General features: G+C 40.5%; 20 protein-coding genes. 17 read left to right on the top strand and 3 right to left on the bottom strand.

The window, feature by feature from the left end; translation table 11 throughout:
- Nucleotides 1-105 precede the first annotated feature (105 nt).
- Nucleotides 106-1,332, bottom strand: coding sequence for an NAD(P)/FAD-dependent oxidoreductase (locus M3234_RS04345; protein ID WP_262303493.1), 1,227 nt, complete (start codon nt 1,330-1,332; stop codon nt 106-108).
- Nucleotides 1,333-1,829: 497 nt separating this feature from the next.
- Between M3234_RS04345 and M3234_RS04335 the strand changes: the two genes are divergently transcribed.
- The 8 genes from M3234_RS04335 to M3234_RS04300 all read left to right on the top strand — a co-directional run bounded on the left by M3234_RS04335 (nt 1,830) and on the right by M3234_RS04300 (nt 10,454).
- Nucleotides 1,830-2,225, top strand: coding sequence for a cobalamin B12-binding domain-containing protein (locus tag M3234_RS04335; protein WP_262303491.1), 396 nt, complete (start codon nt 1,830-1,832; stop codon nt 2,223-2,225).
- 97 nt (nt 2,226-2,322) lie between these two features.
- Nucleotides 2,323-3,207 carry a LysR family transcriptional regulator gene (locus M3234_RS04330; protein ID WP_262303490.1) on the top strand — a complete coding sequence of 295 codons (885 nt, stop codon included), beginning with the start codon at nt 2,323-2,325 and terminating at the stop codon, nt 3,205-3,207.
- Nucleotides 3,208-3,481: 274 nt separating this feature from the next.
- Nucleotides 3,482-4,207 (top strand): beta-ketoacyl-ACP reductase, encoded by a 726-nt coding sequence (locus M3234_RS04325; RefSeq protein ID WP_262303489.1) that lies wholly within the window; start codon nt 3,482-3,484, stop codon nt 4,205-4,207.
- A 42-nt stretch (nt 4,208-4,249) separates the two neighbouring features.
- Complete coding sequence (locus tag M3234_RS04320; RefSeq protein WP_262303488.1) at nt 4,250-5,458, top strand: acetyl-CoA C-acetyltransferase; 1,209 nt, start codon at nt 4,250-4,252, stop codon at nt 5,456-5,458.
- 309 nt (nt 5,459-5,767) lie between these two features.
- Complete coding sequence (locus M3234_RS04315) at nt 5,768-6,208, top strand: MaoC family dehydratase (RefSeq protein WP_285858222.1); 441 nt, start codon at nt 5,768-5,770, stop codon at nt 6,206-6,208.
- A gap of 48 nt (nt 6,209-6,256) precedes the next feature.
- Nucleotides 6,257-7,480: an enoyl-ACP reductase FabV gene (fabV, locus tag M3234_RS04310; protein ID WP_262303487.1), complete on the top strand. Its 1,224-nt coding sequence runs from the start codon at nt 6,257-6,259 to the stop codon at nt 7,478-7,480.
- A gap of 39 nt (nt 7,481-7,519) precedes the next feature.
- Complete coding sequence (locus M3234_RS04305) at nt 7,520-9,121, top strand: acyl CoA:acetate/3-ketoacid CoA transferase (RefSeq protein WP_262303486.1); 1,602 nt, start codon at nt 7,520-7,522, stop codon at nt 9,119-9,121.
- Nucleotides 9,122-9,221: 100 nt separating this feature from the next.
- Nucleotides 9,222-10,454 (top strand): MFS transporter, encoded by a 1,233-nt coding sequence (locus M3234_RS04300; RefSeq protein WP_262303485.1) that lies wholly within the window; start codon nt 9,222-9,224, stop codon nt 10,452-10,454.
- A gap of 163 nt (nt 10,455-10,617) precedes the next feature.
- Here the strand turns inward: M3234_RS04300 and M3234_RS04295 are convergent, their stop codons facing one another.
- Complete coding sequence (locus M3234_RS04295) at nt 10,618-11,727, bottom strand: ArsR/SmtB family transcription factor (protein ID WP_262303484.1); 1,110 nt, start codon at nt 11,725-11,727, stop codon at nt 10,618-10,620.
- Between the two features lie 119 nt (nt 11,728-11,846).
- Here M3234_RS04295 and M3234_RS04290 point away from each other — a divergent pair, with 119 nt between their 5' ends.
- Together M3234_RS04290 and M3234_RS04285 are read left to right on the top strand one after the other, a co-directional pair.
- Entirely contained in the window at nt 11,847-12,647 is an 801-nt protein-coding gene (locus M3234_RS04290; RefSeq protein ID WP_262303483.1) for an MBL fold metallo-hydrolase, read from the top strand.
- 434 nt (nt 12,648-13,081) lie between these two features.
- Nucleotides 13,082-13,975: a LysR family transcriptional regulator gene (locus tag M3234_RS04285; RefSeq protein ID WP_262303482.1), complete on the top strand. Its 894-nt coding sequence runs from the start codon at nt 13,082-13,084 to the stop codon at nt 13,973-13,975.
- 66 nt (nt 13,976-14,041) lie between these two features.
- Here M3234_RS04285 and M3234_RS04280 read toward each other — a convergent pair whose 3' ends face one another.
- Nucleotides 14,042-15,292, bottom strand: coding sequence for a helix-turn-helix transcriptional regulator (locus M3234_RS04280; protein ID WP_262303481.1), 1,251 nt, complete (start codon nt 15,290-15,292; stop codon nt 14,042-14,044).
- Between the two features lie 204 nt (nt 15,293-15,496).
- On the opposite strand from M3234_RS04280, the gene uidA reads away from it, so the two are divergent.
- The 7 genes from uidA to M3234_RS04245 all read left to right on the top strand — a co-directional run bounded on the left by uidA (nt 15,497) and on the right by M3234_RS04245 (nt 25,159).
- A complete protein-coding gene (gene uidA / locus M3234_RS04275; protein WP_262303480.1) occupies nt 15,497-17,311 on the top strand; it encodes a beta-glucuronidase in 1,815 nt (604 codons plus the stop codon).
- A gap of 157 nt (nt 17,312-17,468) precedes the next feature.
- Nucleotides 17,469-19,067, top strand: a complete 1,599-nt coding sequence (locus tag M3234_RS04270) for a glucose PTS transporter subunit IIA (RefSeq protein WP_262303479.1) — start codon at nt 17,469-17,471, stop codon at nt 19,065-19,067.
- 149 nt (nt 19,068-19,216) lie between these two features.
- The gene (locus tag M3234_RS04265) at nt 19,217-20,635 is read left to right on the top strand and encodes an MFS transporter (protein ID WP_262303478.1); all 1,419 of its coding nucleotides are present in this window, start codon (nt 19,217-19,219) and stop codon (nt 20,633-20,635) included.
- A 70-nt stretch (nt 20,636-20,705) separates the two neighbouring features.
- The gene (locus M3234_RS04260) at nt 20,706-21,890 is read left to right on the top strand and encodes an amidohydrolase (protein ID WP_262303477.1); all 1,185 of its coding nucleotides are present in this window, start codon (nt 20,706-20,708) and stop codon (nt 21,888-21,890) included.
- 238 nt (nt 21,891-22,128) lie between these two features.
- Entirely contained in the window at nt 22,129-23,235 is a 1,107-nt protein-coding gene (locus M3234_RS04255) for a type I phosphomannose isomerase catalytic subunit (RefSeq protein ID WP_262303476.1), read from the top strand.
- A 137-nt stretch (nt 23,236-23,372) separates the two neighbouring features.
- The gene (locus M3234_RS04250) at nt 23,373-24,314 is read left to right on the top strand and encodes a carbohydrate ABC transporter permease (protein WP_262303475.1); all 942 of its coding nucleotides are present in this window, start codon (nt 23,373-23,375) and stop codon (nt 24,312-24,314) included.
- An 8-nt stretch (nt 24,315-24,322) separates the two neighbouring features.
- Complete coding sequence (locus M3234_RS04245; RefSeq protein ID WP_262303474.1) at nt 24,323-25,159, top strand: carbohydrate ABC transporter permease; 837 nt, start codon at nt 24,323-24,325, stop codon at nt 25,157-25,159.
- The last annotated feature ends 29 nt before the right edge of the window (nt 25,160-25,188 follow it).

Below are 25,188 nucleotides of genomic sequence, written 5' to 3'. Positions count from 1 at the left end.
ATACTTTATGATAAGGATGAATCACAACCTCTTATTTAGATATGACGGATAAATTTTTTCAAAAGAGCCAAATTTCTCCAGGTCCAATTATTGCCCTTGCATGTTTCATCTCTTGTTTAGCAAAGGGCGTTCCTGCAAGTATAGAGCTAAATCTGGACAGTTCCCTTCTACAATCTCCTTTACAATAAGCTTCGAGAGTAATTGGCTGTATACCGTCCCGTTGTCACCAAAGGCAAATAGAAAATAGCTATTAGGATATTCTTCATATTTACCAATAATCGGAATGCCATCTACTGTGCCCCCATAAAAGGCAGCTAGGTAGTATTCTGGTTGTACTTTAATGGTGGGAAACATGTTATTAAATTCTTCAATTAGTTTATTCTTTTTGTGAATCAATTTACTATCGCGATCTTCAGGATATGTCGTGTTATCATCGAGTCCGCCTATGATAATCCGGTTATCTCTCGTTGTCCGCATAAATAAATAGGGACGGGCTGTTTCCCAGATGAGAGTCCTGTTATACCATTTGGAGAGGTCTTTGACTGGATTGGTTGTTACCGTATAGGTACTTACAAAGGAAGCCTTTTTCTCTTTTTTGATTTCCATTCCTTCATAACCTGCTGCAAAAATAATATAGCGTGCTTGGATAGAACACCCATTTTTTGTAGAAACGGTCATCATTCCTTTTTGTTTATCATAGAAGTGACCGTTCATTTCCGTATTTTCATATACACGGATTCCTTTTTTTGCGGCGTAATCCAATAGTGCATGGGTGAATCGAAAAGGGTTGATTTCAGCATCATTATATGAATAAATAGCGGCATCCCTGCTAAAAGGATATTTGGCTTCAATATCTTCCTTTGTTAAAAAAGCAAGTTCACAGTGATGCTGCTTTAAAAATTCATATTCCTTTTTAAGACTTTCAACGTCTTCTGCACAGCTAGCAGAATATAGGGTATCTCTTCTGATAAATTCACAATCAATTGTGACGTTCTTTGAGGCTGTTTCCATTTCATTAATGGCTTCCTGTAGTAGTTGTAAATGCCTTTTTATGTAATTTTCTCCAAAGGTATTGATCAGATCTGTAAACATTTTTTCACCGGAGTATTGAATGAGAGCTGTATTGGTACTAGTACTGCCGCTGCCAATAGTTGTTTTTTCAATGACAATGACATCTAAATCAGCATCAGCAAGATAATAGGCACACTGTGCCCCGGAACTTCCGCCCCCAATGATTAATACATCACAAGATAGGTCTTCTGCCAATAACGGGTATGTTGGCGCATCAGGAAAAGTAGTCGGCCAATAATAGGTACCGGATTGTAAATTCACTTAGATCCCCCCAGTTTTCAAAAAGTATAATGTTAATATGTCCAACCGTATCTAGTACATCCAAAAAAATCGTATCGGGACTGGCTACACAGTAGGCATTAGAAATTCGTCTTTGTTAAGACCAAAGAGAGAAATATTTTGTTTGTTGTCCTCGTTGCTCGCAATGGCGTTGAGCTGACCAATGACTGCTGTTTTTTCCGCTTCAAATCGTAAAGTAATCATACAATATTAATCTATGTACAATGTTTGCAGGGTAATGTTGTACAAAATCATGATGATTATTATACTGAATGTATCTGCAGAGATTGGACAGAGGATTGAGGAGATGAGATAGATGATGGAATCGGATAAGAATGGATTATTTACGATACAACAAGTTGCAGATATAACTGGATTATCAAAACAAGTGATTAGAAAATGGGAAGAACGTAAAGTGGGAGAATCATGAGTGGGATGAATACCAGGAATCGGTTTCGAGTCTGGTTGTAAGGGACCTATTGGTTCAAATCCGACGAAATTATCAATATCGAGAAAATGCCCCATTCGTTGTCGGGGCATGCTTACCATATGAACATCATGAAGTAGCAATGCATCTGGTCCTATTGCAATTCATGATGAAGGGCTGGAAAACCCAGTTAATTGGAGCTTCTCCTGCCCCAGGAGCGATTGAATCATTGGAAGAAAAATTAAAGCCAGATGTGGTTTTGTTGTCAGCTACAACCACCATACCGTTTGAAACAGACCCTCAATTGTTGCAGAGATTGGATCAATTTGCTGAAAAACAAACGGATATAACTTTCTACCTTGGCGGCCAAGGAGGGATTACTTATCTCCCTAACTATAAACTAAGGGCCATTCGTGTGACAAATTCCATTGAGGATATTTTAAAATAAAAATCATGAAAAGTGCTTGGCATCTTTTTAGTAACGGTAGCGGAAAAGGATTATAGAAACTATGTCGAATGTTGGAAAGTAGAAAGGAAAGTAAAAGATGGAGATCCGCCAATTGACGTATTTTACTGAAGTCGCAAAGGAAAAGAGTTTTACAATTGCCGCAAGAAATTTGCATATCTCTCAACCAGCTTTAAGTAAGATGGTTAAAAATCTAGAAGATGAACTAGGCGTTCAATTATTTGATCGCTCAGAAAAATTTCTTCATTTGACAGACGCAGGTGAACAGTTATATGAGCGTGCCCAAAAACTGTTGTTTGAGTTTGAGTCATTGAGTGAATCTATCCGTGACACGGAACAGTTGAAGAAAGGACATATAAAGGTTGGCATCCCTCCAGTAATTGGAACCTCGTATTTTCCAAAATTGATTGCTGGATTTCGTCAGCTTTATCCGGGGGTAATTCTATCGATTCTGGAAGAAGGTGCAATGAATATATCGGACCGGGTCGAGGATGGTTCAATTGATGCAGGCGTGATAATACTTCCTGTTGATGAGACTAAATTTGATTTTATCCCAATTTTTTCCGATGAAAATAAGTTAATTGTTCACAGGAGCCATCCCCTTGCAAGTAAAGAAGTCATTGATTATGAAGATCTAAAAGATGAAAGCTTTGTATTGCTGAATGAAACGTTTAAGCTGCATCACCATATTATTGCGTCCTGTAGACAATCAGGATTTGAGCCAAATATCACAATCAAAAGCAGCCAGTGGGACTTTATTGCCGAACTCGTGGCTATGAATCAAGGAATTTCCATTCTGCCTCGTCCGATTTTGGACAAATTTAATAGTGGGATGATTCTCCAGATACCCATTAATCATCCCTCGGTAAGATGGGACATTGCAATTATTTTAAAAAAAGGCCGTTATACCTCTTATGCGCTTAGACGGTTTATTGAATATGTAAAACAAAATATTTCTAGTTAGAAAAAAATGTCTAATATTGCCCTAAAAATTGACAATCCTGTGACCTTATGAAAAACACCTTCTTAAAATCATTTCCACTAGCAAACTTGAATTAGTGTTTAATCTAGTGGTATCAATGAGTTTGAAAAGAGGTGTTTTTAGTTTGTGAAATATATAACTAAAAGTTATACCTCTTATAATTTGTATGTATTTTATTTATAAATATTTCAGCTATATTCTAAACATGTAAGCAGCTTACTGATAAATCCTAAATCAAATAAGGAGGCAACACAGTATGAATCGCATGGATGGAAAAATTGCTATCGTTACCGGCGGCGCTAGAGGCATTGGCCGTACAGTATGTGAAACATTTGCTAGAGAAGGCGCAAAGATGGTATTTGCACTTGATATGATCCCTGGGGAATATTCAGCAGAAAACATTAAACATATCGAACTAAATGTAATAAATAGGGAACAGGTTGCTACATTTGTTGAACAGGTTCAAACAGAGTTTGGCAGAGTAGACGTACTAATTAATAATGCAGGTATTACAAGAGATGCTCTTCTGCAAAAAATGGATGAGAGCATGTGGGATGCCGTTATTAATGTCAATTTAAAAGGTGTATTTAATCTTACTCAAGCGGTGGCGCCGCTGATGATGGAAAATGGTAAGGGATCCATTGTTAATATTGCTTCCGTTGTAGGTGAATACGGAAATATTGGCCAAACGAATTATGCAGCTACAAAAGCTGGTGTGATTGGTATGACGTACACATGGGCCAAGGAATTTACAAGAAAAGGTGCAGCGGTTAGGACCAATGCGGTAGCTCCAGGGTATGTAATGACCGAAATGATGGCAACGGTTCCGGACAAAGTATTGGATCCGATTAGGCAGAAAACCCCGCTTGGTCGTTTAGGTGACCCGCAGGAAATTGCCAATGCGATTTTATTTCTTGCCAGTGATGAATCAAGCTATGTAAATGGTCATGTGTTATCAGTAAATGGTGGTCTTAGACTATAACAATAGTAACGATTAAATAGATTTACAGAAAGGAGCGGAATAATGAATAAGGTATTTATCGTCTCCGCCAAACGTAGTCCGATTGGCAGAATGCTAGGGGGACTTTCAAGTGTACCAGCAGGTGAGCTGCTTGGACAGGTTATGAAAGCCGTGATGGAAGAAACAAAAATGGACCCTTCATCTATTGATGAAGTAGTAATGGGCCATGTTTTAACGGCAGGGCATGGCCAAGGTGTGGCACGACAAGCAGCAATATATGCTGGGCTGCCGGTTGAAGTGCCAGCTTATTCTATCAATATGATTTGCGGAAGTGGCATGAAAACAATTATGAGCGCTTACGAAAGTATTAAAGCTGGTTCAGCTCATGTAATGTTGACCGGCGGGATCGAAATGATGTCTCAAGCGCCTTTTATAATGAATGGCCTTCAAGGCAGAAATGGAAATAAATTAGGAGAGATGAAACTGACTGATACAATCATTAGTGATGCGTTAACCGATGCGTTTCATCAATACCATATGGGAATTACCACAGAAAACATTGTAGATCAGTTCGCTATCAGTCGCGAGATGCAAGATAAGTTTTCCTTAGAATCACAACAAAAGGCGATTAAGGCAGTGGATAGTGGACGCTTTACAGCAGAAATTGTGCCAATTGAAGTGAAAACAAGGAAGGAAACAATCATTGTTGATACTGATGAACATCCAAACCGCACGACATCTCTTGAAAAATTAGCCAAATTAAAGCCGGCCTTCAAGAAGGATGGAACCGTAACTGCCGGGAATGCTTCGGGGATAAATGATGGGGCGGCGGTACTTATGGTTGCCTCTGAAGCAGCAGTTGAAAAATATGGACTTGTTCCAATGTGTGAAATTATCGCAGTTGGACAAGGAGGGGTAGACCCCTCCTTAATGGGACTAGGACCTGTTCCAGCTATAAAAAAAGCAATGTCAAAAGTTGATATTTCCTTCACAGATATTGACTTAATTGAATTAAATGAAGCTTTTGCTGGACAATCTCTAGGTGTGATTCATGAACTAGAACAAGAGTTTAAGGTGGACCGTAAATGGTTCGAGGAGCGTACAAATGTGAATGGCGGGGCTATTGCACTTGGACATCCGCTTGGTGCATCTGGTGCAAGAATCACGACTACCCTCCTTCATGAAATGAAAAAACAAAGTGCTGTTTTTGGTCTAGCTTCACTATGTATTGGTGGGGGAATGGGAACAGCCATTATAGTAAAAGCTATTTAGCTCTGTCTAGAAGAATTTTACTCCTTAAACGAATAGCAAGCCGTGGACTTAAACGTTGTAATGTGAGACAAAATCATAACCAGGAGCCGGTTTATCTCCCTCAAGATAGAAGCCGATAATAGCTGGTATAAGCCTTCTTTCAATCTATTTCCTTGTAGCTGTGGACTGTGTTTGGAATAGCCGTAGACTCTGATTGAAAGGGCCCTATCTTACCTAAAGCGTTACATTGAGCCATGGACTTGCTCGTTTTTCTAGAGAATATGTGAAATGGTGAGCAATATATAAATACACAATGAAGAGGCGATTTAAATGACATTAGAACAAGGGTTAGTTGGAAAAAGGGCTGCTGAATTAGCGATTGGCGATGTGGCCTTTATGACTAAAACCATTTCGGAAAGTGACGTCTATTTGTTTGCTGGGATTACCGGGGATTTGAACCCTGCTCATGTAAATGAAGAATATGCGAAGAATACTCCATTTAAGACTAGAATTGCCCATGGAATGCTTGGCGCAGGCCTGATTTCAGCAGTGCTGGGCATGAAGCTGCCTGGGCCGGGAACGATTTATCTCGGTCAAGAGTTATCCTTCAGAAAACCTGTTTTAATTGGCGATACCATTACGGCTAAGGCTGAAGTAGTGAACATCATTGATAAGGGAAAAATCGTTATCTGCGAAATCAAAACAATCTGCTATAACCAGCATGAAGAGATCGTAATGGAAGGTATGGCAAAGGTGATCCCGCCGAAATAACCGAACAAGGAATTGAAAACTTATTAAAAAGATGGAGGTATTCAAGTTATGACAATAGTGGCAGCACTCCCAAAAATAGCAATTAAACCGGTGTTAAAAGGAAATATAGCGCGTGCAGCCCATCCAATTGGATGTGAGGCATCGGTGGAAGAACAAATTGGATTTGTAAAAGCAAATGGCCATTATAACGGACCAAAGAAGGCTGTGATTCTTGGGGCATCTTCCAGCTATGGACTAGCTTCACGGATTTCTCTTGCCTTTGGTTCAAATGCAGACACGATTGGTGTTTCCTTCGAGAGAGGAATTACATCACCAGAACAGACAGGGACAGCCGGTTGGTGGAATAATATCTTTTTTAAGAAAGAAGCAGAAAAGGCAGGTTTGTTAGCAAAAAACTTTATAGGTGATGCTTTTTCAACTGAAATGAAGGAACAAGTGGTTCAGTACATTAAAGAGGAGTTTGGCGGGAAAATCGATATCCTTGTCTATAGCCTTGCGTCTCCTAAACGGATAGATCCACAGACAGGTACTGTTTATACTTCTTGCATTAAATCGATTGGGGAAGAAGTAAGGGATTTTAGTATTAATCTTGAGAAACAGGAGATCTTTGAGCAAGTGGTAGAGCCGGCAACAGAAAAGGAAATTGCTGATACGGTGAAAGTAATGGGAGGAGAAGACTGGGAACTGTGGATTCAGGCTCTAATGGAAGCGGGAGTATTAGCAGAAGGTTTCAAAACCGTTTTATATTCTTATCTAGGCCCTGAAATCACTAGACCATTCTATAGTGGAGGAACGCTTGGACAAGCAAAGGCACATGCGGCCCAAACCTCCGATAGGATGAATCAAATGCTAAAAGAAAAGGTGAACGGGGAATCCGTCATCTGTGTAAGTAAGGCAGTGACAACGAAAGCGAGTGCAGTTATTCCTATTTTACCGGTATATGCAAGTGCTTTATATAAGGTCATGATCGAAAAAGGTCTGCATGAGACCCCAATTATGCATAAACACCGCTTCTTCAAAGAGATGCTCTATGGCGATAAACGAGAGTATGACGAAAACGGATATCTTCGTCCAGATTCCTGGGAATTACGGGAGGATGTTCAAGCGGAAGTAAAAGCGATTATTGATCAGGTAACACCCGATAACTTTAGAGAGCTTACGGCAGTAGACGTGTTTACCAAGGAATTCATGCAGTTAAATGGGTTTTTATTTGATGGTGTGAATTATGAGGAAGAAATTGATTTAGAGGCATTAAGCCAATTACGACCTTAATGATAAAAAACATAACTAAATGAAGGGAGATTGACAATCATGGCAAAATCAAAGCTTATTAGTTCAAAAGAAGCATCCGAATTAATTTTTGATGGGGCAATTTTAGGAATTGGCGGTTTTATCGGGACAGGTGTTGCAGAGGAAATCCATCTTGAAGTAGAAAACCGTTTTATGTCTACCGGAAAACCAGAGAACCTTACCTTAGTTTATGCAGCTGGCATTGGTGACGGTGGGGAAAAAGGGCTTAATCACTATGCTCATGAAGGACTACTGAAGAGAATTATAGGCGGTCATTGGGGGTTGGCACCTAAATTGCAACCGCTTGTCGCCTCTAATAAGGTTGAAGCATACAACCTGCCACAAGGCGTCATTTCTCAAATGTTCCGTGATAGTGCCGCAGGTAAACCTAGGACCATTACCCATGTTGGCCTTGGAACATTTGTTGACCCTGATATTGAAGGGGGCAAGCTTAATAAAGTAACAAAAGAAGATCTGGTAGAAAAGCTCAGCTTTGATGGTCGTGAATATTTAGCTTACAGAACTCAAAAAATCGATATTGCTATTGTAAAAGGAACAGAGGCTGATGAAAACGGAAATATATCGTTTGGAAAAGAGCCTTTGACCCTTGAGGTTATGTCTATAGCGATGAATGCAAAAAATAACGGCGGGATCGTCATTGTTCAGGTAGAAAAAATAGTGAAAAATGGGTCAATTGATCCTAAGCAAGTTAAAATCCCTGGTATCCTAGTCGATTATGTGGTTGTCGTGAATAATATCGAAAATCATATGCAGACATTTGGAACCCAGTACAATGATAAGTTCGTCCGAAGCGATGTAATTGAAAATAAGGAAACAAAGGTATACCCCTTAAATGAGCGAAAAGTAATCGCACGCCGTGCAGCTATGCTCTTGAATTCTAATAAGAAAGTTCTAAATTATGGGATTGGTGTTCCGGAGGTAATTGCAGCAGTTCTGAGAGAAGAAGGGCAAGAACAAGGGTTTACTCCTACTGTTGAACCGGGGGCTGTTGGTGGAACACCAGCAGGGGGACTCGATTTTGGATGCTCAGCTGTCCCAGAGGCGATAATTGACCAGCCTTACATGTTTGACTTTTATGATGGTGGCGGTATTGATGCAGCATTCCTCGGGTTAGCCCAATGCGATAAGGAAGGAAATATCAATGTTTCCAAATTTGGGCCGAAAATTGCAGGCTGTGGAGGATTTATTAATATCACACAAAATGCAGGAGAGCTCGCATTCTGTGGTACTTTCACTGCCGGAGGATTAAAGGTAAAGGCAGCCGAAGGCAAGCTTGAAATTATCCAAGAAGGTAAGGCGAAGAAGTTCATTAATGCGGTAGAGCAAATTACATTCAGTGGTAATGTAGCGCGCCAGAACCTTAAAAAGGTTATCTATATTACGGAGCGAGCTGTTTTTGAACTTCTTCCTGAAGGTCTAACTCTAACAGAAATTGCTCCGGGAATAGACCTCGGCAGGGATATTCTTGATCAGATGGAGTTCATCCCTCTAATTGCAGCGGATTTAAAGGTGATGGAGGAACGGATCTTCATGGATCAACCGATGGGGCTTAATTTCAAAGAGCAAGAAAAGACGGAAGTTTGGGCAATGCAACTTGCTTAAAAATATTGCTGGCTCTTAGATGTTATATTCGGGAGTAATTCAAATAATTGATTAATAATGGGAGGATTTCCTCCCTCAACCTATAGGAGAAGGTGAAACCATGAATCAGGTTAACAAACGAAATGGTTATTTTATGATTATTGTTCTCTGGTTTGCCTATGTTACTTTTGCCATGAATTGGGTGGCTGGCTCTTCTTTGACACCTCAAATCACAATGACATTTTTCGGAGGGCCAGTGGATCCGGTCATTTCACAAGTTGTAAACTACTCGATTACGACAGCACGTGTTTTTGCCAATATTTTGGCGGCAGTAATCTTAATGAGAATAGGACCTAGAAAAGCGGCAAGCCTTGCGATTGGATTACTAATGATGTCGCTTGTAGCTATCTATCTTCCAAATTACTGGGCTTATACGGCAGCACGTATGGCGATGGGGCTTGGCGGTTCAATGGTAATTGTATACATGAACCCTGTTGTAAGCCGGTATATTACAAATGGTAAAGAAAAGCTAAGAATCAATTCTATGAACACTGTATCATATAATGTTGGAGCTTTTATCGTTTCAATCTTATTTACTTTCTTTGCCCACCAACTAACACAGGATTGGCAGCTAACGCTCACAGTCTTTGCAGCTTTAACAGCTGTTACATTTATTGCATGGTTATTATTAGCTGAAAACTTCGAAACGCAATCTTCAAATGAAGGAATAGTGGTAAACTACAGCTATAAAGAGGCTTTCAAAGATCCTTTTATTTGGAAATATGCACTTGCCTTTAGTGGATTTTTAACCCTGTATATCCTTTCGCTAGTTAGCTTGAAGCCTGTTTTTGAGCAATATACGCAATTAAGTGGATCACTAATTAATCTTCTCGTTTCAGGGGCAGGGATTATCGGTACATTTGTTGGGGCGAAAATGGGAAATAAGGGAACTCCGAGAAAGCCTATTTTGTTAACGTCAGGAGCAATCATGATTGCCTCGTTTGGATTGACGATTGCCTTAGGAAATACTTCACCAGTAGCTTCTTACAGCTTTGCTTTTATTTCTGGGTTTGCGATGTTCATTCAGTATCCAATTTTTATGAATCTGCCTCATGAGCTTGGAGGTATGTCGCCACAAAAACTCACAGTTATCTTTGGTTTATTTTGGGCGATTGCCTACGCTTCACAAACAATCATTACTATCACTTGGAGTGCAATATTAGGTTCAGCGGGTTATGTTCCAGCGATGATCTTCTTCCTAGCCGCATCTTCCTTGTATGTGTTATTTACTTCATTTTTACCTGAAACAAAACAAAAAGGACAGCAACTTAAGGAGAGCAGTAAGGTTGCCTAAATGCCCATTAGAAGATGATTGTATGCAAAGAACCTTATAAGTAGTTGTTACTCTATAAGGTTCTTTTATTTGAACGGATAAACCTCATTTAAATAGATCAATGTAAACCTTACCATAAATAGTGGCGGTTTTATAAAAGAAGGCTCTTATTATGAGCCTGAGTCTATTTATCATTATTGCTGAAATGATCGTTCCCTATATATTCAAACAATCCTTCAGGAAACTCACGAAATGGTTTATCGAGCAAATGATAAAATACATAGTAGCTTTCACGTTTGGAAGCTACTAGACCAGCATCCTTAAGCAGTTTTATGTGTTTTGATATGGCACCCTCTGTCATACCCATTAACCCCGCCAATTCCCTGGTTGATCGTGGCTTTTGCGCTAAATATTTGACGATCTGGAGCCGGCTAAAATCCCCCAATGCGCTGAGAAACTTTAATAAATCTTCCGGCGGCATGGGTCTTGCTGCAGCATGCCGGTTTTCCATAATGGAGTAATTAATTCCGATAATAGGATACAGATTAACAAATAGATGGGGCCATGCGAAATAGGAAGGCGTTAACAGCAATTGACCCTCCTGATCAAAATAAATATCCTGTTTTGACATTCTTCTGATGACCGCCTTGTTCTTCAGCGGATCAATGTCAATTTCCTGCGAAAGGCTGTCCAGCAGCTGTAATATCCCCTCATTGATCAGCTTTCTGCCACGTATGGCAATATCTTTTAAAAAAAGCTCTTCAATCTTATTCCAGTCACTTTTTACACAAATACGCCAGAAATCCTCCAGCATATTGATAAATCGTTGCCGAATGGGCTCTGGATTTTCCACCAAGGCAAGAATCACTTCCTCGGATTCCGGATAACGATGACGGGCCACGCCAATAAAATCCTGTTGCAACTGCCCGTCATTCATTAGTTCGGTGGGTATTCCTTTTCGACGTAAAATCGTTGCAACAATGGTATGGCAGAAAAAATCGACAGGGCTGGAACTGAGTTCTGTTATACCCTGTTCAAATGATTGAAATGCAGAATGACCCTGCATGGTCCAGAATGTCACCAAAGGCCTTTGATATAAAAAGCTAAAGGCTTCTATTTCTTGTTTCAAGGTGTAATTGATTTTCTTTCTGGCGCTAATGACCCATGGGATATGGAGAGGATGGTGTGTACAATCATGAAACACATGAAGGGCCATCATGGTTTCATGGGCGGCAGAATAACTAAAAGCTACCTGTTCGGACGACAGATTCGAAACATACAAGGAAAAAGACATGGTTCTTCCTCCAACTGATTTACTCTTTGCTCAATAAGTATTCTGGTTACTATGGCTATTATATAATGGGAATATATAACAAACCAAGTGGGTTTTCAGTAAAAGGAGGAGAGATTCCGATGAACGGTGAATTTTCCAGCAAGCATTTTAAATTAGAAAAAGTAAGTCAGGGAGTTTATGCGGCAATTGCTAATGAGGGCGGCGGTGCAGTCGCGAATGCGGGCTTTGTTGATTTGGGCAATCAAACGATTGTATTTGATACATTTAATACACCCCAGGCCGCAGAAGACTTGAAAAGGGCAGTGGAAACGGTAACGGCTTCGCCTATCACATGGGTCGTGAATAGCCATTTTCACGGCGATCATATCCGGGGTAACCAGGTTTTTAAGGGGAGCACGATGATCTCCAGTCAAATAACCTATGAAAAAATGCGGGATATTCATCCGGACCGAATAGAGAAGCAAAAACAGGGGATAAAGGAGCTTGCTGATTATATTGTCTCATTAAAAGAAGAGTTTAGTAGGAATAGAAATTTGGAGATTGAACAGAAAATCAGCTTCTTAACGGAAGTAGAACGTTCCTTGCCAACGCTCCAGTTAACCTTGCCACAGGTAACATTTAAAGAGGAACTATCCTTTTACGGCACGAAAAGGAGCGCCAAACTGTTTACCTTGGGAGGGGGGCATTCCTATTGTGATGCCATGCTTTATATTCCGGAAGAGAGGGTATTATTTATGGGGGATTTGCTTTTTGTCGGCAGCCCGCCAACGTTTTTTGAGGAGTCTAACCCCGAGGGGTGGGAAGATATTTTAAGAAAAGTCATAGAACTTGAATTTGAAAAGGCTGTTCCTGGCCATGGGCCTGTCGGAACAAAAACAGATGTTTTGAAATTAATTGATTATATGGAAGAAACCCTTTAAAACAGAAAAAGCCAATGTTCAAAAAAACATTGGCTTTTAGTAACCGTTCTAATTTAATTCTTGCTGAAAACAAGGATCATTGAAGTATACAACTTCTGAAAGAATTTTATAGCCCTTCATGTCTTTGAGAGACTCTCTTGCTTCTTGTTCGGTGTTAAATTCAAACATAGAAATAGTTGAATCTAAATAACGAGTTATGACCCACATAAAAATTCATCTTCCTTTTTTGGTTAATTCTGTCCTGCAGACAGAGACTTCTATTAATTTTTCCTGTAAAACCTTGCCTTGATAAGTCTCAATCGAAGGTTTAAGGAAGTAATTATCAATTGCTACAGACCAATCATAATGCAATAATGGAAATAAATAAAATGCAAAAAAAATATAATATGATATAAAAAACTTTTATATGGGATATTTTGGGGGTTAATTTAATTGTGGATTACCGTGATTGGGAAATACTGAAGGTCCTCTATAGTCAGAAGAACATATCGAAAGCAGCCCGACTTTTGTTTATTACCCAGCCGGCACTAACGAACCGTTTAAAGAACATGCAGGAGGAATTGGGTGTCAAAATTGTAACCCGTGAAAGCAGAGGGGTCCATTTTACCCCGCAAGGAGAATATCTTGTTCATTGTGCCGACGATATCCTTGCTCAATTTAACGATATAAAAGAGCATGTTCGGAATATGAGTCAGATGTCCGGTAATAAAGTTGCGGGAACATTGAAATTAGGTGTATCTAACTTTTTCGCGAATCATGAACTTCCCTATATTTTAAAATTATTTAAAGACCAATATCCTCATGTGGAATTTAAAGTGATTACCGGCTGGAGTAAAGATGTATCTCATTTTATACACAATAAGGATGTTCATATCGGTTTTATTCGAGGCGACTATAGTGATAGGGGACTGCAGAAACATTTATTATTTGAAGAAACAGTATCTGTTACGTCGAAGGAGGCAATTGATATATCGGATTTGCCTAATCTCCCCAGAATTGACTATAGCGGCGATTACTTATTAAATTCATTAATTGACAATTGGTGGGCCGAAAACTATACACAGCCGCCGCTAATCAGTATAGAAGTGGATCAGGTTGATACTTGTAAGGAAATGGTTATTAATGGACTGGGCTATGGGATTATGTCCAGCAGAATGCTTAAGGATATAAAGGAATTAAAGAAATACGATTTGACTGACAAAAATGGAAATCCAATATTACGCAGAACGTGGATGTATTACCACAAGGAATCTATGGAATGGAATGTCGTGAAGGTCTTTGTAAATTTTATTGAATCATTAGGTTTGCAGAAGCAACTTGAAAAATAGAGAAGGGGGCTCTTCATTCCTGTACGTGTGATAAGGTATATTATGATGAAAAACAACTCCATCCAGTCAGGAGTTGTTTTTTAGGTTAATGGATTTTCTTTTGACGTAATGAGATGGAGTCACTGAGGTGATTTTTTTGAATACTTTAGTAAAATAATTTAAGTCATTAAATCCGACCATAAAGGCAACGTCTGTGATGGAACTATTGCTTCGTTGTAAGTATAATTTCGCCTCCTCCACCCGTTTGCGATTAATGAATTCGGTCACGGTGATCCCTGTATCGCTTTTAAATTTCCGAGACAGGTGTGAAGGATTGACGTGAATTTTGTCCGCAATCAACTGTAGGGTCAATGGACCGCCTAAATGGAGCAAAATATAATCAACGGCGTTTTTCACCATTGGGCTGTAATGGCCCGTGGCAAAAGTGTCGACAAGATCGCAATATTCATTGGCCATGACCGCAAATAGCTTCTTTAACTGGGAAAGCGTGGTCGCACGCTCAATCAAAATGGCGAACCGTTCGGAAATATTATCGAGGTACACAGGGTGTACGCCGCTTTTTTCAGCTGCGACCCGGCACATGGTATTGAAAACAAAGGAAATATTCTTGGAGGACCGAATCGGACTTCCAGGCACTCTGTCGGAAAACGCCACAAAATCTGTCATCGAATGGATTAAGTGATGAACCTCAGCCTTGTCCCCTTTAGTAATGGCATCCATCAATTTATTCTGGTGCTCGTATCTATATTCGATTAAATGCTTACTTCCTTCGATAGTTGTGTTTTGCAGATCCGGTTTGAGTGGTGGAAGCGGTGTACCAGAGGAAATGGCTTCCGAATATATGAAATCATGACCACAAAGATTAACCAGCATTTCCCCGATATTGTTAGACTCTGTTTCACTTAAAGTCGGCACGGATTGATAGAATTGTTCCAATTGCTTGCGTTCGCCGATCGGGAGATTGTTTTTTGAAATAATGTCTTTTATCAGATCAATAACCGATAGATGCGAAATCAAAGGACCGGCAAGAATGCTGCCATAAAAAGATGGGCCCCGCCAAATGCCAATCGCCAAATACTCAAGACCGAATGTGTTTATATAGTGATAATAATGATTTGGTTGGAGGCTACGATGAATTTCATTAATTTTTGCAGCCTTTTTGTCTGGCTGATGTAAAATTGCCGGGATATAATGGTTAATCCGTTGGAATAGGGTATCTCCATCCTGATTATGCAGGCGTATATCAATTTTTGTAATCGAATGGACCATTTTGCAGATTTTCACAAAATCTTGATAGTTAAAATTTCCTTCCAACATATCACTCCTCTCGTTTTAATGTACATAGAAAAATAAAAAATAGCAAATAATTACGAATCTAGTAAAAATATTACGATTATTACCAGAGCGGATTCCCTATAATAAAATTAAAGCCTTTACATAATAGCGAATAGGCAAAATGATTTCCTCAAAGCCTATGGGTAGACCTTAGTATTTTCTGTACATGACTGGAGGAGAAAGCAAATGTTATATCCTATTGCAACGGATAGCCGTGTTGTATTGGACCTAAATGGTGTTTGGAAATTTATGATTGATGATGAAGTGAAAGAAATAGATGTGAACCAACCCCTGCCAACGGGTGAGTCGATGGCAGTTCCGGCATCGTTTAATGATCAAGCGGTATCGCAAGAAATTCGCCAGCACTGCGGCTATGTATGGTATGAAAGAGAATTTACCATTGCCAAAGCCTTGCGTGATGAAAGATTGGTATTGCGCTTTGGTTCTGCGACTCACGAAGCATGGGTGTATGTGAACGGCGAGTTTGTTGTTCATCATAAGGGCGGATTTATGCCATTTGAAGCGGAAATCAATGAATTCTTAGTTCCTGGGGCAAACCGTTTAACGGTTCGTGTGAGCAATCTTTTGGATTATACGACATTGCCAGTTGGAAATTATAGCGAAACGAATGATGAAAACGGTAAAGTCATCCGTAAAGTTGATGAGAACTTTGACTTCTTTAACTATGCGGGATTGCATCGCCCTGTCAAAATTTATTCAACACCAAAGAATTATATTGACGATATTGTGATTGTACCAAATGTCGATTTGGCCAATCAGCAAGCAGATGTCCAAGTTTCCGTTAAAACTGGCGGACATTTTGAAGAAGTGCGGGTAACCATTCTTGATGAACAAGGCAATACAGTCGCTCAAACTAGGGGAACAGATGTAAATGTTACGCTTGAGAACGTTCATTTATGGCAGCCGCTTAATGCTTATCTTTATACAGCAAAGGTCGAAGGAATCACGAATGGCGAAGTGGAAGATGTGTATGAAGAACCGTTTGGCGTCCGTAAGATAGAAGTAAAGGGCGGCAAGTTCTTAATCAATGGCGAACCTTTCTATTTCAAAGGCTTTGGGAAGCATGAAGATACGCATGTCCGCGGCCGTGGACTTGACGAAGTCTACAATGTGCATGATATTAACTTGATGAAAGCAATGGGTGCCAACTCATTCCGGACGTCGCATTATCCATATTCCGAAGAAATGATGCGCCTTTGCGACCGTGAAGGAATTGTCGTGATTGACGAAACACCGGCAGTTGGATTGATGTTATCCTTCACTTTTGACGTATCGATTTTGGAAAAAGGCGGAGAGTTTGAAGACGATACTTGGGAAAAGTTGAAGACAGCCGAGGCTCATCAACAGGTGATTCGCGAGCTGATTGACCGCGATAAAAATCATGCTTGTGTGGTGATGTGGTCGATTGCCAACGAGGCAGCCACTTATTCAAAAGGTGCCCACGAGTATTTTGAACCGTTATTTAATCTGGCTCGCGAATTAGATCCACAAAAGCGTCCATGTACGTATGTCGGCATCATGATGGCAACGCCAAAGGCTGACAAATGTACAGACCTGGTTGATGTGATTGCCTTAAATCGTTACTATGGCTGGTATGTACAACATGGCGACTTGAAGACGGCTGAAGAAAAGACACGCCAAGAGCTGTTAGAATGGCAGGAAAAATACCCGGATAAACCAATTATGTACACCGAATATGGTGCCGATACGGTTGCCGGATTCCATAGTGCACTTGGCGAGCCGTTCAGTGAAGAATACCAAGAAGATTACTACCGCATGAACAGCAAGGTATTCGATGAGATTCCTAACTTTGTAGGCGAACAATTATGGAACTTCGCCGATTTCCAAACCAAATTTGGCATCATGCGCGTTCAAGGCAACAAAAAAGGTGTATTTACCCGTGCAAGAGAACCAAAAATGGTCGTGCGCTATCTAAGCCAGCGCTGGAATGACATTCCAAACCTAGGATACAAAAAATAAAGGATTTGAATCCTAATATATAACTTGGCCCTATCTAAAAATCGGATAGGGCTTTTTTCATTGATTTTTTAAGTTATCAAATATCGGAACAAGAAAATGGAAATCATAAAAGCAAGTTTCTGCATTTTAAAAAATTTCAACCAAGGAGAACAAAAAAGTGAATACGATTAATACAAGCGATGCTTCAATAGAACAAAAAGAAACGGTCATGAATAAAATTTTGGGGGTAATCAGTGGAAGTTTTGCGCCTATTTTAGGGGTACTTGCCGGGTCAGGATTGATTTCAGCTTTATTATCGATTTTGACGACAGTAGGATGGTTATCTCCTAAAAGTGCCACCTATGCGATTTTAGCTGCAGCTGGACATGCTATTTTCTACTTCTTTCCAGTTTTCCTCGGGATCACTTTAGCAATAAAACTGGGGGCCAACGGCTATGTTGGCGGTGCAATCGGTGCTGCGCTTTTAGAGCCGCATTATACGGATTTAGTGACATCAAAAGCGCAAAACGTAGAATTTTTAGGGATTCCGGTTATATTGGCAAATTATTCTTCGACCGTCTTTCCTATTTTGATTGCCGTTACGATTTATTCACTATTGGATAAATATCTGAAAAAAGTTATTTATAAAGAATTGCAAATGTTCGTGAATCCCCTTATTTCATTAGCTATTATTGTTCCTTTGACTGTACTGATCTTTGGTCCATTCGGTACATACGTTGGCGGGGGCTTAGCCGTCATCATCAAATTTTTAAGTGCAAAAAGCGGTATTTTAACAGGAGCGGTTCTGGGAGCGGCATGGTCATTCCTGACAATATTGGGTCTCCACTGGGCGGTTGTTCCCATCATGATTGCCAACCTGGCAACTGGCGGTGATCCAATAAGCCCGATGGTAGCTGCTGCCCCGTTTGCCCAAATTGGGATGGGATTGGGGGTTTTCTTTAAAACGAGGGATAAAGATTTGAAAACTCTGGCCGGGTCCGGGCTTGTCCCCGGTGCCTTGGCAGGTACGACAGAAATCATCACATATGGAATCCTGGTACGTTTCAAACGGACAATGGTGTATGTGGCATTAGCCGGAGCCATTGGCGGAGCGATTAATGGGGCGTTTGGCATAGAAGGGACGGCATTTGCTCTTCCAAGTTTTTTATCTATTCCAGTATTCACACCAATCGGTCAATATTTAATAGGCACTTTAACCGCGTTAGTGATCGGAATGGTTTTGACACTCGTCTTTGGATATGAAGGAAAAAATGACGTAGTTTCGGCCAAAACAGTGAAGGAGTTTGGCCTGGCCATTGTAAAGGGAGAAACCATTTTCAGTCCTTTAAGAGGTGAAACTGTTCCCTTAAGCGAAATTTGTGATCCATTGTTTTCTACTGAAACGGTAGGTAAAGGAATTGCGATTGAACCGACAAACGGTGAAGTGATATCTCCCGTTGACGGAACGGTTACCACTCTATTTCCGACCGGACATGCCATTGGCATTACATCTGTGAATGGAGCGGAAATTTTAATTTATATTGGGGTTGATACGATTAAATTAAACGGTCAATGTTTCACCACTCATGTGAAACAATGGGATCAAGTGAAGGCGGGAGACTCTCTCATTGAATTTAATATTGAAAAAATTAAAGCCGCCGGCTTTGATGTAAAAACGCCTGTAGTGGTCACTAATACCAATCAATATGTTGATGTTGTCCCAGTCATAGAAGGGAAAGTCGAAGCAAAAGCTGAATTACTCAAGCTTTCCGTATAGGTAACGTGCCTGGGGTCACCACCTGAGTTTTAATCCATTAATTTTAATTTTAATCGGGGAGTGACAAAACTTGTAAATAAAAAATATATAGCGAGAGGAATAATAAAAACAAGCTTTTTATTAAACGAAACTTATTTGGGGGCTAGAATATGGAAGCAGGCTATAAAGGTACAAATAAATTAATTACAGGGATTGTGTTTGGCGTTCTTACATTTTGGCTGTTCGCGCAGGCGATGGTGAACATTGTCCCGGCCGTTCAAAAGGATTTGGGCATTTCATTGGGCACATTAAATGTTGGGATTAGTTTAACCGCTTTATTTTCAGGGATGTTTATTGTGGCTGCCGGTGGATTCGCCGATAAGATTGGGCGTAAGAAGATTACCTATCTTGGTTTAATTTTAAGTATCATTGGTTCTCTTTGTTTAGTTCTTGCAACCGGGTCTGTTTTATTAATCATCGGTCGTGTCATTCAAGGTCTTTCAGGCGCGTGTATTATGCCAGCAACGATTGCGTTAATGAAGGAGTATTTTGAAGGCGCTGAGCGGCAACGGGCCTTAAGTTATTGGTCCATTGGCTCGTGGGGCGGTTCAGGTGTCTGTTCTTTCGCAGGGGGGGCCATTGCCACTTACATGGGTTGGAAATGGATCTTTATTTTTTCGATTATTTTTGCCCTTTTGGCCATGTGGCTAATCAAAGATACACCGGAAAGCAAAGCGGAGCAATCAGGTGCTTTCAAGTTTGATTTTACAGGGCTGGCTATTTTCGCCATATCTATGCTAGCTTTAAACCTTGTCATCACACGCGGAAAAGATTTTGGCTGGACAAGCCCGTTATCTTTAGGTCTTGCTGCACTTACGCTAATTGGCTTACTGGTTTTCATAAAGGTGGAAAGGAAAAAGGAACATGCCCTGATTGATTTCTCCCTTTTTAAAAATATGCCATACACAGGGGCAACCATTTCCAACTTCTTATTAAATGCCATTGCCGGAACGCTCGTCGTTGCGAATACGTATGTTCAGGTAGGCAGAGGATTTACCTCTTTTCAGTCGGGAATGTTGTCAATTGGTTATTTAGTTGCTGTATTGGCGATGATTCGTGTCGGTGAGAAGATCCTGCAAAAAGTAGGGGCAAAAGCTCCGATGATTTGGGGGACAATCATTACAACGGTTGGAGTCGGAATCATGGGCTTGACCTTTTTGCCAGGCTTAGCTTATACCGTTGGCGTATTTATTGGGTTTGCCTTATTCGGGCTTGGGCTTGGCATTTATGCGACACCTTCAACGGATACAGCAGTATCAAATGCGCCTTCAAACAAAGTCGGGGAAGCATCGGGACTGTATAAAATGGCAAGCTCCCTCGGTGGTTCATTTGGTGTGGCCATTTCTGCCGCTGTTTATGGGGCGATTGAAGCGACAGGAAATATTAATGCAGCTGCAGCTGGAGGAATCATCACAAATGTAGTTTTTGGTATCCTTTCATTACTTTCAATCATGATGATGGTCCCGGGGAGTGCCGGAAGCAAAGGAACAAAAAGATCATCACCAACGCCAACACCTATCACGGAATAGGAAGGTACTTGAACCTACAGCAATGACAGACAATTTCGATGGATTAGAAAAATCCAAGGAGGAATAAAACATGAAGCAACAGTTAATGGAAATGTTGGCAGAACGTAAAGATGAGATAATTCAAATTCGCCGTCATCTACATGAAAATCCAGAGCTTTCCTTTAAAGAAGAAAAAACAGCCCAATATATTTTAGATTTTTATAAAGGCAAGGGTGTGGAAGTTCAATCCAATGTGGGGAACGGTTATGGGATTGTCGTCACCATTAAGGGAGGAAAACCAGGGAAAACAATTGCCCTTCGCGCCGATTTCGATGCTCTCCCCATTTTTGAAGAAACAGAATTACCGTTCAAATCAAAGAATGAAGGTGTCATGCATGCATGCGCACATGATGGACATACGGCTTATTTGCTCGTTCTGGCCGATTGTCTTATTCAATTAAAAGACGAAATTCCGGGCACCATCAAAATTATTCATCAGCATGCTGAAGAAGTACCGCCGGGCGGAGCAAAAAGTATTGTCGAATCCGGAACGCTTGATGATGTTGAAAATATATTTGGTATTCATTTGCTGCCGACGGATCCGGCCGGTTTCGTAGGCTATCACAGCGGTTATTCCATGGCTGGCAGGTCTTATTTAAAGCTAAGGATTCAGGGGGTCGGCGGTCACGGCTCCTCTCCCCATAAGGCAAACGATGCCATTGTGGCCGGCGCTTATTTTGTCACGGCTGTCCAGACGATTATTAGCCGCCGGTTGAATCCATTTGATATGGGCGTCATTACGATTGGCTCTTTTGATGGAAAGGGAACCTTTAATGTGATTAGGGATCATGTTGAGCTTGAAGGGGATATCCGCTATATGTCGGATGAAACAAAGGAGATTATTGGGAAGGAACTGCGCCGGATTGCTGGCGGGATGGAAGCAGAGTTTGGGGTTCAGTGCGAGTTAACCTTTACCCCTGATTATCCGCCGCTTTATAATGACCCGGAAATGACGGAATTAGTAAGAAAAAGTCTTGAAGGCGCAGATGACCCCGATATTAAAAAAGTGACCGAGTACCCGATGATGTCGCCTTCTGATGACTTTGCCTACTATTTAGAAAAAATACCGGGCTGTTATTTTTATATTGGCTGTACGCCAAAAGGCGTTGAACAACCATACTTCAATCATCATCCGAAATTTGATATTGATGAAGATGCCTTGATAGTAGCGGCCAAAGCAGTTGGGTGTGTAGTGTGCGGGTATTATGGAATGTAAGATCGATAAGAATCATTATCTGCTTTTTATAGAAAGCATTTACATTATTCTTTTTCTAATTAAAATGCTCAGACCTAATTATTACAGGGTCCGGGCTTTTTTCTTTTTATTTATTAAAGATGAACCTATAAATTATCTAAAAATTTTAAACAAAGTCCCAAAAATCTTCAATTATATCTGAAATCGTTTTCAATTAATATCAAGAAGGAAGAAGGATTAATGTAGGAGGTAGAGTTCTTTGAATGGCAGTCAAACAAAAATTGATGCGTCAAGACCGATAAAGTTAACGCCTGCCAAGTCTTGGCGAACCTACTTGGGAGGGAAACTCATTGATGAACTCCATGGCGCCGAAAATCCGCTAGATAGCCATTTCCCCGAGGAATGGATGATTTCTGTCGTTTCGAGCAGGACGATTGGCCGTGAAGATGACGGTTTGAGCAAGCTGGATATCCCCAATGCGGATATTACATTGAAAGAGATCATCCAAGAGAATCCGAGCGAATTCCTTGGGAAAAAACATGTCGAACGATTTGGAGACCAGACGGGGGTTCTCGTCAAACTGATTGACTCGGCTGAACGGTTGATTGTACAGGTTCATCCTGATAAGGAAAAAGCACAGCAATTCTTTGGCTCGAAATACGGAAAAACAGAATGCTGGCATTTTGTTGGCGGGAGGAACATGAATGGCGAACCCCCGCATGTGTATGTCGGCTTTAAATCCGGTGTAACCAAACAGCAGTGGGAAGCGTTGTTTTATGAACAGGATATCGAAGGTATGCTCGCCTGCCTGCATAAATACTATATTTCCCCCGGAGATACGTTCTTAATTGAGGCGGGTGTACCCCACGCCATTGGACCGGGCTGCCTTTTGGTTGAGATTCAGGAGCCGACGGACTACACCATTCGAATGGAACGGACATCGCCTTCAGGGTTACATATTGAAGATTACTTAATCCATCAAGGGATTGGATTCGAGAAAATGTTTGATGTTTTTAAATATGAATCCTTTTCTTGGGAAGAAACGCTAAAAAAATGGCAGACACCCCCCCGTTTGTTAACAGATTGGGGCGGAAATCGAGAATCGGAACTAATCGGCTACATGAGGACTCCTTATTTTCGGATGACGCAAGTGGAGGTTCAGCAACAAATGGAACTTTACGGGAACGGGGTGTTTTCGGGGCTTTATCTTCTGTCCGGCAGTGCGATTATCAGTACTGGCGATAGCCGCCAGGAAGTTAAGCGAGGCGATCAGTTGTTTATACCTGCCCAGGTAGGAAGCTGTATCATTACCAACAATGGTACAGAACCTGTTAAAGCACTCAGATTTTTCGGACCAGAAGTTTAGATAATTTATGAAAATTCGACAAGAACGACAAAAATTCTCCAATTATATCTTAAAATTTTTATAAAACATATTAAAATCTTTAATTTATTGAAGAAACCGTTTTCATTTAGAATGAAATCAAGAAAGGAGGATACAAGATGGATATTTCAAGTGGAGTTACAGAAACAACGATTAAAAGCAAAAAGACGGTGAAAAAACAGAAAATAACAAAGGGAAATATGACTCCTTATCTTTTTATATTACCCTCTTTTATCTTAATAGTAGGATTTCTCTTTTACCCGATAGGAACCGTTTTTTATTACAGCCTCCAACATTATGATGTGGCAGCGCCGTTTTATAATGGTTTTGCCGGTTTGGATAACTTTGTTACGATCTTTACACAAGATAAAATGTTTCTGCCGAGTTTGCTAAACAGCTTGAAATGGGTTGTAACAGAAGTAGGACTTCAATTGATCTTTGGTATGATTTTAGCTTTATTGTTAAATCAAACATTTAAGCTTAGAGGAATGGCTCGCGCGGTTGCCTTTATCCCATGGGCAATCTCCGGCGTACTTGCCTCCTCGATGTGGTCATTAATTTTTAACGAACATATGGGTGTGCTTAACGACTTGTTAATGAAATTGGGTTTGATTAATGAACCCCAGGCTTTCTTGGCAAGTACTACAACAGCGTTTACATCAGTCATTCTCGCTGAATTATGGAGAGGGATTCCATTTTTTGCGATTACCCTGTTAGCTTCTTTACAAAGTATTCCGGTTGATTTATATGAAGCGGCCAAGGTTGATGGTGCAAGCAGATGGAAGACATTTATTTATGTCATCCTGCCACAATTAAAAAACACGATTGTATTAACAACATTATTAAGGGTAGTTTGGGAATTTAACAACGTCGATCTATTGTTTAACCTAACGGGCGGAGGTCCGGCTCATTCCACAACCACACTGACCATGTACATCGCCGACTTGGCTGTCCATGGAAGCAACTTCGGATATGGTTCAGCATTAACAGTCATTACCTTTGCGATTCTGTTACTATTCGCGATCGTTTATCTGAAGCTATCCCGTTATGAAAAGGAGTGACGTTTGGGATGATATTCAATAATAAAAAAGCTGATAAATTGATAACTTTATATCTTCCATTATCGATGATGCTATGTTTCACCATCTTTCCGTTATACTGGACGATTAATACAGCGTTTAAGCCGGAGGGAGATATTATCAAGCGCCCTTTGCAGTATCTTCCTGCTAACCCGACAATTGATAACTTTGTCAATGCTTGGACCAATATCGGATTTGCCACCTTCTTTAAAAATAGCTTAATCGTAGGGGTTGCCACTGTAATCGTTGTTCTAATCTGCTCGACACTGTCGGGCTATGCATTGGCTAGATACCAGTTTAAAGGAAAACGTGGATTCATGCTTATGCTTTTGTGTACCCAGTTTATACCAAGGGCTATGATGATTATCCCGCTGTTCATCATTTTTAAAAATCTTGGATTGATCAGTAATCCGTTATCGTTGATTATTACGTATTCAGCAGTTGAAATTCCATTTACCACGATTTTGATGAGCGGGTTTATTTCAGGCGTTCCAAAAGAGTTGGAAGAAGCAGCGATGATGGATGGCTGTACGAAACTGCAATCATTAAGGTATGTAGTCTTTCCTTTGTTGCTGCCGGGTATTGTAGCAACAGGAGTATTTACCTTCATTTATACATGGAATGAATTCTTAATCGCATTGATGCTGACCAACCAGCAAAACAAGTTTACGCTCCCTGTTGGATTAGCCTCCATGATGGGTGAGTTTAACGTAAACTACGGGGCCTTGGCGGCGGGAAGTGTAATCGCTTTAATTCCAGCAATTCTGTTATTTGCCTATGCACAGAAGCACCTTGTAAATGGTATGGGTGGAGCTGTGAAAGGTTGATATAAAAATATCAAGGAGGAAAGTTTCGT

It is taken from the genome of Neobacillus niacini, from assembly GCF_023715785.1.
GTDB classification, from domain to species: Bacteria; Bacillota; Bacilli; order Bacillales; family Cytobacillaceae; genus Neobacillus; species Neobacillus niacini_E.
This window is presented reverse-complemented; position numbering and strand designations above follow the sequence as displayed.